General features: G+C 40.7%; 12 protein-coding genes. 6 read left to right on the top strand and 6 right to left on the bottom strand.

Features of this window, described 5'->3' with window-relative positions:
* Position 1 precedes the first annotated feature (1 nt).
* The 5 genes from ABTP35_RS07180 to ABTP35_RS07160 form a co-directional block, all read right to left on the bottom strand.
* Positions 2-703, bottom strand: a complete 702-nt coding sequence (locus ABTP35_RS07180; protein ID WP_293297839.1) for a CoA transferase subunit A — start codon at positions 701-703, stop codon at positions 2-4.
* 97 nt (positions 704-800) lie between these two features.
* Complete coding sequence (locus tag ABTP35_RS07175) at positions 801-3,125, bottom strand: transglycosylase domain-containing protein (RefSeq protein ID WP_293297842.1); 2,325 nt, start codon at positions 3,123-3,125, stop codon at positions 801-803.
* A gap of 2 nt (positions 3,126-3,127) precedes the next feature.
* Positions 3,128-3,616 (bottom strand): gliding motility lipoprotein GldH, encoded by a 489-nt coding sequence (locus ABTP35_RS07170; RefSeq protein ID WP_224835900.1) that lies wholly within the window; start codon positions 3,614-3,616, stop codon positions 3,128-3,130.
* Positions 3,606-4,766: a regulatory iron-sulfur-containing complex subunit RicT gene (locus ABTP35_RS07165; protein ID WP_224835901.1), complete on the bottom strand. Its 1,161-nt coding sequence runs from the start codon at positions 4,764-4,766 to the stop codon at positions 3,606-3,608. The genes ABTP35_RS07170 and ABTP35_RS07165 overlap by 11 nt, the downstream gene beginning before the upstream one ends.
* A gap of 102 nt (positions 4,767-4,868) precedes the next feature.
* Positions 4,869-5,900 (bottom strand): rhodanese-related sulfurtransferase, encoded by a 1,032-nt coding sequence (locus ABTP35_RS07160; protein ID WP_224835902.1) that lies wholly within the window; start codon positions 5,898-5,900, stop codon positions 4,869-4,871.
* 268 nt (positions 5,901-6,168) lie between these two features.
* Between ABTP35_RS07160 and recA the strand changes: the two genes are divergently transcribed.
* The 5 genes from recA (at position 6,169) to ABTP35_RS07135 (ending at position 11,068) form a co-directional block, all read left to right on the top strand.
* Positions 6,169-7,176 (top strand): recombinase RecA, encoded by a 1,008-nt coding sequence (recA, locus tag ABTP35_RS07155; RefSeq protein ID WP_224835903.1) that lies wholly within the window; start codon positions 6,169-6,171, stop codon positions 7,174-7,176.
* A gap of 98 nt (positions 7,177-7,274) precedes the next feature.
* On the top strand, positions 7,275-7,715 hold the full coding sequence (locus tag ABTP35_RS07150) for a hypothetical protein (protein ID WP_293297852.1): 441 nt from the start codon (positions 7,275-7,277) through the stop codon (positions 7,713-7,715).
* Between the two features lie 27 nt (positions 7,716-7,742).
* Positions 7,743-8,273, top strand: a complete 531-nt coding sequence (locus tag ABTP35_RS07145) for an RNA polymerase sigma factor (protein WP_252081060.1) — start codon at positions 7,743-7,745, stop codon at positions 8,271-8,273.
* Positions 8,274-8,284: 11 nt separating this feature from the next.
* Positions 8,285-9,742 (top strand): outer membrane beta-barrel protein, encoded by a 1,458-nt coding sequence (locus tag ABTP35_RS07140; protein ID WP_375334505.1) that lies wholly within the window; start codon positions 8,285-8,287, stop codon positions 9,740-9,742.
* A gap of 195 nt (positions 9,743-9,937) precedes the next feature.
* Positions 9,938-11,068: a histidine kinase gene (locus tag ABTP35_RS07135; protein WP_293297860.1), complete on the top strand. Its 1,131-nt coding sequence runs from the start codon at positions 9,938-9,940 to the stop codon at positions 11,066-11,068.
* Between the two features lies 1 nt (position 11,069).
* Here ABTP35_RS07135 and ABTP35_RS07130 read toward each other — a convergent pair whose 3' ends face one another.
* Positions 11,070-11,801, bottom strand: a complete 732-nt coding sequence (locus tag ABTP35_RS07130; protein WP_293297863.1) for a lysophospholipid acyltransferase family protein — start codon at positions 11,799-11,801, stop codon at positions 11,070-11,072.
* 128 nt (positions 11,802-11,929) lie between these two features.
* On the opposite strand from ABTP35_RS07130, the gene ABTP35_RS07125 reads away from it, so the two are divergent.
* Positions 11,930-13,768, top strand: a complete 1,839-nt coding sequence (locus ABTP35_RS07125) for a histidine kinase (RefSeq protein WP_293297866.1) — start codon at positions 11,930-11,932, stop codon at positions 13,766-13,768.
* The last annotated feature ends 46 nt before the right edge of the window (positions 13,769-13,814 follow it).

Here is a 13,814-nt window from a genome sequence, read left to right as displayed (position 1 = left end):
ACTATGCTTTCTGTCTTACGGTTCTTTGTTCAATTCGTTTTTCAAATTTTTCACCTTGGAAGATTCGTTGTACAAATATTCCCGGAATGTGGATTTGATTAGGGTCCAAGCTTCCTGCAGGAAGCAGCTCCTCCACTTCTGCGACGGTAATGGTCGCAGCTCCACACATGCATGGATTAAAATTTCTTGCGGTTCCTTTGAATATAAGGTTTCCCGCCTCATCGCCTTTCCAAGCTTTCACAAATGAAAAATCGGCCTTAAAGGCGGGTTCCAGCACATACATTTTGCCATCGAACTCCCTAGTTTCCTTTCCTTCGGCAACTTCGGTACCATAACCTGCCGGAGTATAGAACGCAGGGAATCCAGCCTGTGCTGCCCGACATTTTTCTGCCAGGGTGCCCTGTGGTGTCAATTCCACTTCGAGCTCTCCACTGAGCATTTGACGTTCGAACTCATCATTCTCTCCTACATAGGAAGATATCATTTTTTTAATTTGATGTTTTTGCAACAACAGGCCAAGTCCAAAGTCATCTACACCGGCATTGTTCGAGATACAGGTAATGTCCTTAATGCCCAAACGTACCAGTTCGCCAATTGCATTTTCCGGAATGCCACATAGGCCAAATCCGCCCAACATAAATGTCATACCGTCCTTAACACCTTGTAAAGCTTCGGTAACATTCGCAACTGTTTTATTGATCATGCATTTCGTATTTATGATTGCCTGAAATTACGATTTAAATAAAAAAGCCCCAAGCAAATTATGATATGCTTGGGGCTTTCTTTTAAATTATTTTCGGTTAGAAGTCCAAATCGTCCAAATCGTCGTCAGTATCTATATCTTCCTCTTCTTTTTGCTTGGAACAATCCACATTTATGGATAAGTCCTCCGGCTCTTCAAATGCATCTTGCGACACTCCGAGTTCTTCGTTGGCATAATTCTTTTTCATGTACAAGGCCCAAATAGGCAATGCCATCGCAGCACCCTGACCGTAAGCCAAACGATTGAAATGGATAGATCTTTCCTCTCCTCCTACCCAAACACCGGTCACCAAGTTGGGTACCATTCCCATAAACCAACCATCACTTTGGTTCTGTGTGGTCCCTGTTTTACCAGCTATGGGATTATACAGCTTGTATGGATAACCCGTTACAACTTCTTTGTAAACCGTATTGTTGACCCCATAAGTGTGCCTTAACCTTCCGCCCGAGCCGGCTTCGGTAACGCCTTGCAATAGGTTAACTACTGCATAGGCCACATCTTTGCTCAGCACATCCTTAGTTTCTGGTGTATATTCATAAAGCACGGTTCCATTCCTATCTTCTATACGGGTAACCATTACGGGCTTAACGTACACACCTTGATTGGCAAATGTTCCAAAGGCCCCTACCATTTCATAAACGGATACATCCGGTGTTCCCAGCGCAATGGAAGGCACTTCGGGAATTTCTTTGGTAATCCCCATGCTTTTCGCAATTGAAACCACCGCACCCGGGCCCACTCTATCTATAAGTTGAGCTGTTATTGTGTTTACCGAGTTCGCCAGAGCGTTCTTTAGCGTCATATCTTCCCCAGAGTATTTGCCATCGGCATTTTTTGGGGTCCAGGCTTCCATGTTTCCGTGTTTTCCTGGTTCAATACTATACTGATTGTCCGGCAAGGTATAGCAAGGCGAATAACGCAACTGATCAATGGCCGCTGCATACACGAAAGGCTTGAACAAAGAACCTGCTTGCCTTGCTCCCTGTATCACATTATCATATTGGAAATGCTTGTAATCTATTCCTCCGACCCATGCTTTTACATGACCAGTTTGTGGCTCCATGGACATCATCGCGGTTCGCAAAAAGGTTTTATAGTACCTGATTGAGTCCAGTGGGGTCATTATGGTATCCTTCTCGTAGGAATCACTGTTCCAATCAAACACGGTCATTTCCGCCTTTTTGTGGAAAGTGGCTTCAATATCTTTATCCGACAGTCCCTCGCGTTTTAGATGACGCCACCTTGCAGAGCGTTTCATGGCATTTCGCATTATGGTGTCCACAGCGCCTTTACTGATGTCCAAAAATGGTGTAGTAGGGTTGCGCTCGGGCGTATTTTGGTTAAAGAACTCGGCCTGAAGGTTTTTCATGTGTTCCTGTACCGCTTCTTCTGCATTTTTTTGCATTCTGGAATCTACGGTCGTGTAAACCTTTAACCCATCCAAATAGATATTATACTTTTCACCATCGGGCTTTGGGTTGTCCTCTACCCATCGGTTCAACCAGCGTTGCATGTACATTCTAAAATAGGTGGCCAATCCTTCCCTGTGTGATTCTGGGTTAAAATTGATTTTCATCTCCAAGCTTTGGAGTGAGTCTTTCTCCTTTTCCGAGATGTATCCATATTTTGCCATTTGGCCCAACACGGTGTTTCTTCGGTTGAACACCAATTCTTCTCTTCGTATGGGATTGTATAGCGATGAATTTTTGAGCATTCCTACCAAAACGGCAGATTCTTCTGTTTTTAGCTCTGTTGGTTCTTTTCCAAAATAGATTCTGGCCGCGGAACGGATACCATCGGCATTGTAGTTAAAATCATAAATGTTCAAGTACATGGCTATGATCTCCTCTTTGGTATAGTTCCTTTCCAGACGGGTGGCTATGACCCACTCCTTTATTTTTTGGGTAACGGCTTCGAAAAGGTTTCTGGATCTTACCCCCACAAAAAGCTGACGTGCCAATTGTTGAGAAATGGTACTTGCACCTCCTTTGGATCCCAGATAGGCCAATGCTCTGGCAAATCCCCTGGCATCGATACCGGAATGCTCATAATATCTGGCATCCTCTGTTGCGACAAGGGCATCGACAATATTTTGAGGCAAGGTCTCATAATCCACCCATGTACGGTTGTCATCCAAATAGAGCTTACCCAAGGTCTCGCCGTCCGATGAGATAAACTCCGTGGCCAGATTGGTCTCGGGGTTTTCCAATCGTTCAAAAGTGGGCATTTCGCCAAACGCGCCCCAAGAGGCCAATTGAAAAATAAGAACAACGGAAAGTATTCCTATTGCGAATACAATCCAAAACCACTTAATAAAAGGTCGAAAATTTTGTTGCTGTTTTTTTTGACGCTTTTTTGCCATTATTATTTGGGTGCTTTTTCTATTTCCAAACCAACATCGGTTACTCCTTCCAAAATATGGAGTCCTTCCACATTGCCATTTTTGCGCATGGCGTGCGAAACATTCACTTTATATACGCCAGATTCCGAAAAATCGATCATTTCCTTGTACCAAAGTTTATTTTCCTTTACGCTTCCCATTCCCTTTCCCAACCATTCTCCACTGGGTTCCGCCATTCTATATTCCAACGTATCCTTAATTGTGTTGCCGTTGGGATACTCTAACTCGGTAATTAAGAATAAATTGCTAAAAGGATAAGAATCATCATTTCTAATATTGATGAACAGGTTATAGGTCTGTGTGGAGTCCAGTTCGGAAAACTGAAAATCAACTGTTTTATCGAGCTCCCACTTTCCTTCCTTGATCGGCCGATAATCGGAATACACCAACAACTCATTGCAAGAAGATAGGGTCACTACTGCAATAAGAAGCAACAAAATTTTATTTCGCATTGGATGATGCTTTAGGTTTTGGCTTTCTTCGCTTTTTATTTCTTCGTTTTTTCTTTTTGGGCCTATCGAATCGGGTGAGACTGTCTTGACCGACCACGTTCTCGAAGGTTGTTTTCTCTTCGATCACATTGTCGGCAGCATACTCCTCGAGACTTGCCACTTTTTGATTTTTTTTGTTCAGTTCCAAAATTTCCAACACTTGATCTTTGGTCAAAGTGTGCCAAATTGCAGGTTCGTCCTTGTATGAAAACCAAAGCTTTTCCTTAAAAATATCTGCTTTCTGACAAAAGGCCAGGCCCTTGTTTGTTTTTAGCTTACAGTCCGACGAAGGAAAGTTTTTTAGGGCTTCGAGATACATGTCGAGCTCATAGTTGAGACAACATTTTAGCTTGCCACATTGACCTGCCAATTTTTGGGGGTTCAAGGCCAGTTGCTGGTATCGCGCAGAGGCCGTACTCACCGATCTAAAATCGGTCAACCAAGTGGAGCAGCAAAGTTCACGACCACAAGAACCGATTCCTCCCAAACGTTGTGCTTCTTGCCTGTAGCCGATTTGGCGCATCTCTATTCTAATACCAAAGGCTTTGGCCATGTCCTTGATCAATTGTCTAAAGTCCACACGATCTTCGGCCGTGTAATAGAAGGTAGCTTTGGAACCATCGCCTTGGAACTCCACATCGCTCAGTTTCATCTGCAGTTTAAGCGATATGGCAATCTCACGGGAACGCTTTTTGATTTCTTCTTCCTTGTCCCTACATTTTTGCCAAATATCAATATCCCTTTGTGAAGCTTTTCTATAGATCTTTGGAATATTCTTGTCCTCTGGCGATACTTTTTTGCGTTTCATTTGAATACGCACCAGTTCACCGGTCAATGTAACCACACCAACATCGTGACCGGACTTGGCCTGAGTGGCCACAACATCACCTATGGACAATTGAAGATTGTCCGAGTTCCGATAAAATTCTTTTCTGCTATTTTTAAAACGTACCTCAACGCAATCAAAGGGTTTTTGACCGTTGGGCAACGACATATTGGAAAGCCAATCAAAGACTGTTAGCTTGTTACAACCATCTGTGCCGCAAGTTCCATTGTTCTTGCAACCACGCGGTTGTCCATCCTTGCCGGTTGAACAACTGCTACACGCCATATTTAATATCTTGATTTAAGGAAATTTGAACCATCTCCTTAAATAGGGTTCATAAAAATTACTCATTGTAAATATAGTACAATTTGTGGCAGCAGGGAAATGCTACTTCTTGTATTTCAACACAGGGGAACGTCCTTTTTTAAATATTTTGTTGCTGGCGCCCTTTCCCTTTCGCAAACGTTTTTGTTCTTCATAAGGTAACGCATGCACTTCTTTACATTCCACGGAACAACAATTGTTCATCTCTTGGGCACATTCCTCGCATTGAATAAACAATAAATGACATGCTTCGTTGGCGCAGTTCACATGGGTATCGCAAGGTTTTCCGCATTGGTGGCAGTGCGCTATCACTTCGTCAGAAATTCGTTCGCCCCTCCTATGGTCAAAAACAAAGTTCTTACCGAGAAATTTGTTTTCCAAGTTCTTTTCGCGCACTTGTCTGGTGTATTCGATTATCCCGCCTTCTAGTTGGTACACATTTTTAAAACCTTTGTGTTTGTAGTAGGCACTGGCTTTTTCACAGCGGATACCTCCCGTGCAGTACATCACAAGTTTTTTATCCTCCTTGTGCTCAGCTAAATTTTGCTCAATAATATCGAGTGAATCTCGAAAGGTGTCTACATCTGGAGTTATGGCATTCTTAAAATGGCCTATCTCACTTTCGTAGTGGTTGCGCATATCCACCAACACAGTATTTTCGTCCTCAATAAGTTCGTTGAATTGCTCTGCTCCTACATGGACTCCTTTATTGGTGACATCAAAAGTGTCGTCGTTCAGGCCATCGGCCACAATCTTTTTGCGGACCTTTACCTTGAGTTTTAAAAAAGATTTATTGTCCTGTTCAATGGCAATATTCAAGCGTACATTTTCCAAGAAAGAAATGCTGTCCAAATGCTCCTTAAAAATCCCGAAATTCTCTGCCGGCACCGAAAGCTGGGCGTTGACCCCTTCGTGAGCGACATAAATGCGGCCAAGAACATCCATATCGTTCCAAGCCAAAAAAAGATGGTTCCTCAAAATTTGAGGGTTCCCTATATGTGCATATTTATAGAAAGAGATCGTAAGCCTATCCTTGCCGGCTTCCTCAATAAGAGCTTCCCTTTCTTTTGCACTTAATGTATTGTACAGTTGCATGCTATACCTGATTAAGTTAAAGAATGGTCCTTTAAATTTTTTGCAAAGATAGGGATTGAAAAGAACAGTAAATCAAAAGGGCCATTAGGCCCCCTTAATTCACTTTTTCTTTTTCACAACTAAATTTTCTTTTCTAGCAATTCTGAGCTAAATAAAGCTCTATAAAGATGAGTTAGTACACCCAAGATGCATTGTTATTAAAAAGGTTGCGTCGTCTTTGTGGCATGTAGAAAGAAATGGTATTTTAGCCTTCCTAACAATTTTTACCATGAGCAAAGAGAAAGAAGCAAAATTAAAAGCCCTCAAACTTACACTAGATAAATTGGACAAAACCTACGGGAAAGGTGCCGTTATGAAAATGGGGGACAGTGTTGTTGAAGATGTCGAGGTTATTCCTTCAGGGTCGTTAGGTCTGGATATTGCACTCGGGGTCGGTGGTTACCCAAAAGGAAGGGTTGTTGAAATATATGGTCCGGAATCATCCGGTAAGACCACTTTGACCTTGCATGCGATCGCAGAAGCTCAAAAGGCCGGTGGCATTGCCGCTTTTATCGATGCCGAACATGCTTTTGACCGTTTTTATGCGAAAAAACTGGGGGTGGATATCGATAATTTGATCATCTCACAACCCGATCATGGGGAACAGGCCTTGGAAATAGCCGATAACCTTATCCGTTCCGGCGCCATTGATATTGTGATTGTGGATTCCGTAGCGGCCTTAACTCCAAAAAGCGAAATTGAAGGGGAAATGGGCGATTCAAAAATGGGGCTCCATGCACGATTAATGTCCCAAGCGCTCAGAAAACTTACCTCAACCATAAGCAAGACCAAGTGTACCGTAATTTTCATAAACCAGTTGCGGGAAAAAATCGGGGTAATGTTCGGCAACCCCGAAACTACCACCGGTGGGAATGCCCTAAAATTTTATGCTTCGGTGCGTTTGGATATTAGAAGGTCTACCCAAATTAAGAGTACCGATGGCGAAGTCCAAGGGAACAAGACCCGGGTAAAAGTGGTAAAAAACAAAGTGGCACCTCCATTTAAAACCGCCGAATTCGATATTATGTACGGAGAAGGTATTTCAAAAATCGGCGAAATACTCGATCTGGGCGTAGCATACGAAATTGTAAAGAAAAGCGGTTCCTGGTTCAGTTATGGAGACACCAAATTGGGACAAGGCAGGGACGCGGTCAAAACATTACTATTGGACAACCCCGAACTGTCCGAAGAATTGGAAGAAAAAATACGGGAAGCCATTGCCGCAGTAAGCGAATAAGCTTTTAATCGATTTTTTGGGCAGATTAACTTTTGGTTATGAAAATCCTACGCAACCCTTGATTGTACCGCACATCTAAGGGAAAAAGGATTTTTGATATGAAAAAAGTGTTAATGCCCGTTGTATTATTTGTGGCATGCTCATGGTTCGTTTCCTGTGAAGTGGACGATGATTCCCCCAATTTTTACTTTACCGCGCTTCATACGATAGAGGCCGATGTGCCCGAATCTTTCGAATACGGTAGAACTTACGACATCGACATAACCTACCAACGCCCTAATGGCTGTACATTTTTTGAAGGGTTCGATGTGGTGCAGACCGCAATGACCGATCGCGATGTGGTGGTGATCGGATCCGTACTCACCGACGAAAACAGAGCGTGTACACAAGCTGTTGAAGAAGTAATGGCCACATTAACGTTTAATGTAATTTACAACAAAGATTATACCTTTAGGTTTTATGCGGGAGACGATGCCGAGGGGAACCCGACCTATTTGGAATATACAGTTCCTGTAGCAACGGAATCCACGCAAAAGTAAAAATACGAATCCAGAATTGACCAACATTTGGATCTTGAAGAACTGATACATAACTGTAAAAAAGGGAATCGGCAGGCGCAAGCTGAGTTATACCGAAGGTATTCCAGCATCCTATTTGGTATGTGCCTAAAATATTCCCGGAACAAAACCGAGGCGGAAGATAATCTGCACGACAGTTTTATGACCATTTACGAGAAAATAGGGCAGTTCAATTTTAAAGGGTCCTTTGAAGGGTGGATCAAAAGAATAACCGTAAACACAGTTCTTCAAAAGTATCGAAAGGATCAACACCTCAATGTGGTTTCGGAAAACACAGAAGATGAGGTCGAGGTGGACACCGAGGCTACCGATGTCAGCCTCTCCACACTTTTGGGATACATTCAGGAATTGCCGCATAAATACCGGTTAACATTCAACCTTTATGTATTGGATGGCTATAGCCACAAAGAAATTAGTGAGCTATTGGGAACCTCAACAGGAACCTCAAAATCGAATTTGGCGAGGGCCAAGGCCATTTTGAGAGATAAAATAGAAAAAACCAAGATCAACATTGCTTAAATAGACAGACCATGGGGAAAAAGAATTTAGAGCAATTGTTCAAAGAACAGTTTCGGGACTATCAAGAAATTCCGGACCAAAAAGTATGGAGTGCCATTGAATCCTCTTTGGACAACAAAAAACAGAAGAAACGGATCGTGCCCATTTGGTGGTACCTAGGCGGTGTTGCCGCTGCCTTGGTGGTCGTATTGTTCGTTATCGATCCATTTGCCGGTGAACCGGCAGAGCAACAAATCATTACAAATGTCGAGGACGACCCCTCCTCTCCAACCAATGCCGAAAAGGATGTGGATACCGACACTTTCAATAAACCATCTCTTTCTCCTGGTACTGATTTAACGCTTGACGACAAAGTTTTAGCAGATACGGAAAACTCCAAAAAGAACAGTAATTCCAAGCCTTCTAACAATAAAGCAAATACAGCTTCGAGCTCATTGCCCACTTCCGCCACCAAAAACAATTTCACTGTAGCAGATAATGTACCTGAAAATAATTTGGCCCCATCGGAACCCAAATTTTCAAAAAGCAGTGGAACAGTATCAGAAAGCAATGCGGTCTTGGCCTCCAATAAACTTGACGGAGAACCTACTGATAAGCAGCAGTCTATTCCAACTACTCCCAATTCAGAGGAAGCAATTGTGTCTACCGAAGTAGAAACGGATAAGATGGAAAAACAATCCATTTATGATGCTATTAAAGAACAAGAAGATCTAGATAAGGCTGTTGCCAACAACAACGCTGGCAAATGGTCCGTTGGTCCTTCTTTGGCACCAGTTTATTTTGATGCTTCTGGTGATGGCTCCCCAATCGGCCCCGACTTTTCTTCCAATTCAAAATCGGGAAACCTTAATCTAAGTTATGGACTTACCGTTGCCTACGAAATGGGAAAAAAGTTAAAAATACGTTCCGGGGTACATCGCGTTAATTTCGGGTACAGCACCAACGATGTTCTTTTCTCTTCCACCTTAAACGCTGCAGCAACGAACAAAATCGCTAATATTGATTACAATCCAAGCCAAACAAACATAATAGTTGAAAGTAGGGAGATCAAAAAAAGTTCACCTTCGGTGACAGCTAAAGAAATAGCACTGAACAGCCTTCCTTCTCTCGACGGTAAAATGGTGCAACAGTTGGGCTACATAGAGGTTCCTTTGGAGATAAATTATGCTCTTTTGGACAATAAATTCGGTGTTGATCTGATCGGGGGCTTTAGTTCGCTGTTTTTGGTAGATAATTCAGTGTTGTTGGAATCCAATGATTTGGTAACGGAGGTAGGTGAGGCCAACAATATAAATTCGCTGAATTTTAGTGCCAATGTGGGTATGGGGCTCAATTATAGATTTTCCAAAAAAATCAAAATAAATATAGAGCCTGTTTTTAAATATCAATTAAACACCTTTTCCAATGTTTCGGGTAATTTCCAGCCCTACTCCATTGGTGTTTATAGTGGTTTTAGTTTTAGGTTTTAGCATAAAGAAGTTGGTTAGGATAATTGCTCCTTTAAGCAATTTATTAAGCGCTTCCTTCTCAGGGAGCGTTTTTTAGGCCATAAATTCGCATATTTTTCTTACATTAAGCAGCAAAATACGAACCAACCCCCTGATAATGTGAATGCTGAACAATTTGAGGACATCCTTATTTATTTTTCCAAATCTGTTATGGGAATGGAAAAAGAAGAAGATATCCTTTGGGATGTTGCAAAAAACTGCATTTCCAAATTGGGGTTTGTCGATTGTGTGATCTATTTGGTTGAACCTGACCAAAAAATGCTGATTCAGAAAGCGGCATACGGGCCAAAAAGCCCAAAAGACCAAACATTGTACAATCCTGTAAAAATTGCGGTAGGAGAGGGCATAACCGGGAGTGTAGCAATCACTGGTTTACCCGAACTGATTCTCGACACCACACAGGATTCGAGATATATAGTGGATGATGGTTTTAGACACTCAGAAATTTGTGTTCCCATTAAATACGAAAATGAAATTTATGGCGTGATAGACTGTGAACATCCTGAAAAGGGTTTTTTTACAGATCGCCATTTAAGAATGTTATCCGCCATTGCATCTATCTGTGCCATAAAAATTAGAAGTGTGCGCACCAATAGACAATTGCTGGAAAAACAGCGTAAGCTTATCGAGATAAGGGAAGAAATACTCGAGCTAAAGTTAAAAACATTGAATTCGCAACTGAACCCACATTTTGTATTCAATTCATTAAATGCCATTCAGTACTTTATTACTACACAAAATACCAAGTTGGCCCTTGATTATTTTTCCACATTTAGTAAACTTGTCCGGTTTTATTTAAAACAGATAGGTCAAGACTCAGCTTCTTTGTACAGCGAGGTCGACATGTTGAACTGGTATTTAAAACTTCAAAAACTGAGATATGATGATTCTTTCGACTACACTATCTCCATGGAAAAAAATACTATTATTTCAAAAGAAGCATCCATTCCTCCTTTTGTTATGCTTATGCTCATTGAGAATATTGTGGAACAATCCATTATAAATGGAGTTACCGACCAGCATTTTAAGGTTGGGATAAAAACCTTGGAAAATACGGTGTCTTTTGATGTTGAATATCATTGTAAAGGACTGGATTCCAAGTCTCCAAACAATCATTGGTACCGTAAAAATATGATAAATTGGAAAGAGCAGATTGAACTTTTGAACACGGTAAAAGGGTATCAAATTTTCCATGAGACCACGAGCTCCTTCGACAATGGAACAGATATAGAACATATTGTTCTACAACTGCCCAACCTTGCTAAATCGGAAAATGCAATGGATTAACTCAAATCAGTTCCGTAAATATAACATCCCGGACCTCTTCCCTTAAAGTAGATGTATCCTCCGGACTCAAGATCCCGGTTTCAAAAAATTGATGCACCCGTACCCGGATTCTACCAGGTCCGCCACTGTAAAAAGTAAATGAGAACCTCTTTTTGTTATCATAAAAAGTCATCGGCACCACCGGGATTTTATGGGTTATGGCCATTTTAAATGCTCCGTCCTTGAAACTGTCCAAAACTACTTCTTCGTCAGGCACCCCCCCTTCTGGAAAAATACAGATACTTAGACCTTGATCTAATCGCCTTTGTGCCCTTCGATACACCCCTGTGCGGCTTTTAACACTGTCTCTATCCACTAAAATGCAAACTCTTTTATAGAAAAATCCAAATATGGGAATCTTTACCAGTTCCTTTTTGCCCACAAAAACAAAAGGGTTTTTACTTACATGGAGCATCAACATAATATCGAGCATACTGGTATGGTTGGCCACCAACATATAACTCTTCCCCCTATCCATCCGTTGTTCGCGCACAACATTAGGTATGCATCCCATACCGTACAAAATGGGACGGGCCCATAAATTTCGGGCCAACCAGAAAAATTGCGGATAGGTCTTCTCGGTAATTGTGGTGGCCAGTAAAAAAGGGAAAAACAGAAAAATAGGAACAGCTACCAAAATATAGAACCAAACCCTATACAGCCAATGCCCCACATTTTTGATTATTCCAAGCATTTGCCAAAAGTAAAGTTTTTAATTTTTTATCTTAAAGGCAATTTCTGAATAGTTGATTATCGAATTTATGTGTTTTGATATATATTAAGAAATTTTTGGAGCTTTACTAGATGCCATAATTCGTCCAAATGAAGAACATTTTAAAGACGACATTCTTGATTTTTAGCCTTACTCTCATGGCACAGGGCGTGGCTCAAAAAGAAAGGCATATTTCGTTTAAGGTTTTAAAAAGCGAAAATGTCTCTACAACCTTTTCTCAAATTTTAGCAGAGGGTAGGTTTAAGAATCCTGACTCTTCGGAAATAACGCATCGCGATAATATTTACTGGATTGAACTGGATTTTAAGGATAAGCTCCAGTCAATTGACAAAGACACAATCTTGTATCTCAAATTCAATTCTTTCGATTTTGGGGATTTGTATTATCAGGACAGCAATACTATTTCGACAAAAGCGATTGGCCTTTTTGATGATTATACCGAAGCAAAGGAATTACCGTTAACTAACTATTATTCGGAAACCCCGATTACACCGCATAATTTGATCGATAAAAGATATCTATATCTCAAAATTCGTCGCATTACCTTTAATGAAAGATTGAATAACTGGACTTTTAGCATATTGCCTTCATCCTCTATGTCCAATTTGACCATAAATGATTTAAAAAGATTATGGCCATACTACGCCTTTACAGGAGCTTGTTTGATTATTTGGTTGTCCACAATCAGCTTTTATTTCTATCTTAAAAAACCTGAGTTTCTATTCTACTCAATCTACATTTTTATTCTATTCTTTTATGTTTCAGGGGATATTCTGAGTATATATGACTTTGTTTTTGGTAAAAACAGATTGCTACAGCATTGGTTTTCACAGGGTTCCATTTTGCTGGCCAATTTTTCCTATGGCATGTTTTTTATCTATTATCTGCGCACAAAAAAAGATTATCCCAAACTGCATTCTTTAATGTATGCGATCATGGGGTCGATTTTTTTGCCTATTGTAGTCCTAGTTTTCTTCTATTTTCTTGACTACATGGCCGGCTTAAATTATATTATTTCAAATTTTATGCATATTGTCTTTGGGCTCTGTATAATCGGTTTGCTATATGTTGGCTTCCATGCTAAGAATATTTTGGCACATTTTGTTGTTTTGGCCTCTTTTAGTTTCTTGATATCCTACATGCTGCATGTCTATCATGCCAACCCCGATGATGGGCTTCTTCTTGATAGCAGATATTATTTGCTTATAGGGTGTTCTTTGGAGATTTTGATCTTTACCATAGGCCTTAATTATAAAGTACACTTAGAATTTCGGGAAAACCTTCTTCTCCAACAAAAAGCGCTGGAAGCAAAGAACAAAGCACTTAGGGCACAAATAAACCCCCATTTTATTTTTAATGCCTTAAGTTCCATTCAGAATTTGATCATAAAAAAAGATATTAAGTCTTCGTTAAAATATCTTTCCAAGTTCAGTCATTTATCACGTAATATTTTAGAGGGATCAATCAATCCGCTTGTTACTTTAGACACAGAAATAAATATGCTCGAAGACTATTTGGCTTTGGAATCCCTACGTTTCGATGACAACTTTTCTTATCAAATCAAAGTGGAAGATAATCTTGATACTTGTTCGATCGAAATCCCGTCCATGACTTTTCAACCTTTTGTGGAAAACTCAATAATCCACGGGCTGCTGCCAAAATCCGAAGGGGAAAGAATCCTTACCATCAGTTTTAAAAAACAGGGTGAAACTATATTGTGTGTTTTGGATGACAATGGTATAGGAAGAAAAGCCTCCCTAGAAAAAAATAAAGGATCATTACGAAAGAAAAAGTCAAGAGGAATGGAAGTTACCGCACTTAGATTGAAAGCGCTTGGAAACAGCATTAAAGAATATCAAATCATAGATAAAACAGATGAAACAGGAAAACCTTTGGGTACCACTGTGCTCATTAGACTTTCTTTGTAAAATATGTCTGCATACCAATTTAGGTGCGTTATTGAAATATGGTTGA

This window comes from Flagellimonas alginilytica (genome assembly GCF_042134605.1).
GTDB classification, from domain to species: Bacteria; Bacteroidota; Bacteroidia; order Flavobacteriales; family Flavobacteriaceae; genus Flagellimonas; species Flagellimonas alginolytica.
Note: the sequence above shows the minus strand (reverse complement) of the source record. Positions and strands in the feature narration are given on the sequence as shown.

What these genes read in the sequence shown, in the direction of transcription:
- ABTP35_RS07180 (WP_293297839.1), bottom strand. Translation starts at nt 703, where the DNA reads ATGATCAATAAAACAGTTGCGAATGTTACCGAAGCTTTACAAGGTGTT.
- ABTP35_RS07175 (WP_293297842.1), bottom strand. Translation starts at nt 3,125, where the DNA reads ATGGCAAAAAAGCGTCAAAAAAAACAGCAACAAAATTTTCGACCTTTT.
- ABTP35_RS07170 (WP_224835900.1), bottom strand. Translation starts at nt 3,616, where the DNA reads ATGCGAAATAAAATTTTGTTGCTTCTTATTGCAGTAGTGACCCTATCT.
- ABTP35_RS07165 (WP_224835901.1), bottom strand. Translation starts at nt 4,766, where the DNA reads ATGGCGTGTAGCAGTTGTTCAACCGGCAAGGATGGACAACCGCGTGGT.
- ABTP35_RS07160 (WP_224835902.1), bottom strand. Translation starts at nt 5,900, where the DNA reads ATGCAACTGTACAATACATTAAGTGCAAAAGAAAGGGAAGCTCTTATT.
- recA (WP_224835903.1), top strand. Translation starts at nt 6,169, where the DNA reads ATGAGCAAAGAGAAAGAAGCAAAATTAAAAGCCCTCAAACTTACACTA.
- ABTP35_RS07150 (WP_293297852.1), top strand. Translation starts at nt 7,275, where the DNA reads ATGAAAAAAGTGTTAATGCCCGTTGTATTATTTGTGGCATGCTCATGG.
- ABTP35_RS07140 (WP_375334505.1), top strand. Translation starts at nt 8,285, where the DNA reads ATGGGGAAAAAGAATTTAGAGCAATTGTTCAAAGAACAGTTTCGGGAC.
- ABTP35_RS07135 (WP_293297860.1), top strand. Translation starts at nt 9,938, where the DNA reads ATGGAAAAAGAAGAAGATATCCTTTGGGATGTTGCAAAAAACTGCATT.
- ABTP35_RS07130 (WP_293297863.1), bottom strand. Translation starts at nt 11,801, where the DNA reads ATGCTTGGAATAATCAAAAATGTGGGGCATTGGCTGTATAGGGTTTGG.
- ABTP35_RS07125 (WP_293297866.1), top strand. Translation starts at nt 11,930, where the DNA reads ATGAAGAACATTTTAAAGACGACATTCTTGATTTTTAGCCTTACTCTC.